The organism is Veillonella sp. oral taxon 780 str. F0422 (assembly GCF_000221605.1).
Classification (GTDB): Bacteria; Bacillota; Negativicutes; order Veillonellales; family Veillonellaceae; genus F0422.
The window spans coordinates 1-2,749 of record NZ_AFUJ01000006.1 but is presented as its reverse complement, the minus strand read 5'-3'; the positions used below and the strand labels follow the sequence as shown (position 1 = coordinate 2,749).

Genomic DNA, 2,749 nt, shown 5'->3' with positions numbered 1-2,749 from the left:
ACGATATGACCATTATGAGGATTAATAGAAATCAATGCCCCTTGTGGCTGCTGTAAGCCATTTTCATCCGTATAATAATTTGGTAAGTTTTCCATAGCCTGTTCAGCAGCCCTTTGTGCCTTCATATCAATGGTAGTATAAATTTTCATACCTTCTTTATAAATTGCATTATCACCATATCGTTCCGATACTTCATTAATAACATAATCTACAAAGTAACTCATTCTGCCATATCCATTAGAAGATTTTGGTTTATCTAGCAAGTGTAAGTCCGCATTTTTGGCTTCTTCTGCTTGATCAGCTGATAGATAATCATATTTCACCATCTGTCCCAATACAACAGCCTGACGCGCTTTAGCTGCTTTTAGATTATTAAATGGAGAATAATAATTTGGACTTTGCGGTAAGCCCGCTAAAATTGCCATCTGCGCTAATGACAGGTCCTGCACATCTTTATCAAAGTATACATGAGACGCTGTTTGTACACCATATGCACCTTGACCAAAATAAATTTGGTTCATGTACATTTCTAAAATTTCTTGTTTTGTATAGTGTTGTTCAATACGCAACGCCAATAAAGCTTCCATAATCTTACGTTTAAAGGTACGATCCTGTGTTAAGAAAGCATTTCGTGCTAACTGTTGCGTAATCGTAGATCCACCTTCTGCAACACCGTCATGAATAATATTTACCCATACAGCGCGTAAGATACCAATAGGATCGATACCATGATGGCTATAGAAACGATTATCTTCTGTAGCAATAAAAGCATTCTGAAGGTTTTTTGGAACTTCTGACAACTTCACAGGTAATCGATTTTCTTCTGAATGGACTGTAGTAATTAAATCACCATTCGCATCATATATTTGTGAAGATGCTGCTGGTTTTACATTAGCCACGTCCGGTAAAGAAGACATAGTGGCACCTAAAAATCCACAACCTGCACCTGCTACAATCAATATAAATAAGATAAAGAAAATCCAAAAAGAACGTTTCCAAGATGATTTTTTCTTTATCGGTTTCTTCTGCACTACCCGTCTCCTAGGAGGAATGGGTCTTGATGAACTAGGATTCATATGTCACCTCTCTAAAGCTCATTATTTCCTATAGAACTCCCTTAATTATACTCTATTGCAGATTTTTGCACAAATTAGAATTCCATAAAGGATTCATTTATAGGATTACAGTCGTCGCTCCTGCACCACCTTCATCTAAACTAGCTAAGTCATAACTTTTAATACCTGGTAAGGTCCTTAAATAATCATGAACTCCAGACCGTAAAGCCCCCGTTCCTTTACCATGAACAATACGCACCGAATTTAATCCAGCTAGTATAGCTTGGTCAATGAATCTTCCTACTTCTACAATAGCTTCATCCACAGTTCTACCAATAATATTTAACTCAGTAGAGGCTTGTTGTTGACGAATGACCGCCATACCAGATCGTTTCCGCTGACGATTGGACATAGGTACAGGATTTTCTTTACGCAATAAGGCACTGGCTTCCTCACGAGTGGCTGCTAATAAATCCTTTTCTTTCACAGTCACTGTCAGTCCATTCATATCCACTTGAATCCGTTTTCCTTGAATAGCCAATATAGTGCCTAAGGATTGTAAGTTATCTAGGAACACAACATCGCCCACTTTTACCTTAGTCACATCTAAAGGATCTCGTTTTTCAATAGTCCCTGTTGGAACAGCTACATTGGATACACCTTTTCTAGCTTTAGATATAGCATCCTGACGTTTTTGCTTGTCCGTTTCATTAAAAGAACCTTTTAACTCTTTAATGATTTGTTCACTCTCAATACGAACAGATCGTTTCATATTTTGCGCTTCTTCTCGAGCTTTTTCTAAGATGACCTTTTTCTTATCTTGTAATGCTTTTTTATCACGCATCACTTGGGTACGCATACGGCGCACTTCTTCTTGTTCTTTTTTCAAAGCTCGTTCCCGTTCTTGCGTTTTTCTAAGCTCTTGATTTAAATCACGAAGCATATCTTCCATAGCACTACGTCCATTCAGTTCCCATTGTTTGCGAGCTAAGTCTACCACATCTTGCGGTAATCCTAAGCGTGCTGCAATGCTAAGTGCATGTGAACTACCTGCTACACCAATATGTAAACGGTACGTTGGGCGTAAGGTTCTTTCATCAAACTCCACATGACCATTTTCGACACCTTCCGTTTGATACGCATAGGTTTTCAACTCATTATAATGCGTGCTCACCATCATGAGCGCTCCTTTTTTACGGAAGTATTCAATGATTGCAATCCCTAAGGCACTTCCTTCTTCTGGATCCGTACCAGAACCTAATTCATCTAGTAATACTAAATCATTTGGTCCTACCTTTTTCAGTATCCGAATTACCTGCGACATATGGGCAGAGAATGTACTCAAGCTGGCTTCAATGCTTTGTTCATCTCCAATATCTGCATAGATATGGTGAAAGATTGGTAAAGTAGATCCGCTATCAGCTGGAATACATAATCCACTTTGGTTCATTAACGCCAACAATCCCAATGTTTTTAGAGACACTGTTTTACCACCTGTATTAGAACCCGTAATCAACAAAATACGATACTTCGTCCCTAAAGTGATGGTAGTAGGAACTACCACATTTGGAGCTAGCATAGGATGACGCGCTTGTAGTAAGTTCACTTCTCGACCTTGACTAATGATGGCACGGACGGCTTTCATCCGTATGGCTAATTCTGCTTTTCCATAGACAAATTCTACATGGGATACA

Annotated in this window: 2 protein-coding genes; both read right to left on the bottom strand. The window is 38.8% G+C overall.

Annotated features, from left to right (window positions below):
• Window positions 1-1,031 (bottom strand): transglycosylase domain-containing protein (locus HMPREF9200_RS01355; protein ID WP_009353005.1); only part of this gene is annotated, 1,031 nt, incomplete at its 3' end.
• A 142-nt stretch (window positions 1,032-1,173) separates the two neighbouring features.
• Window positions 1,174-2,749 (bottom strand): Smr/MutS family protein (locus HMPREF9200_RS01350; RefSeq protein ID WP_009353006.1); only part of this gene is annotated, 1,576 nt, incomplete at its 5' end.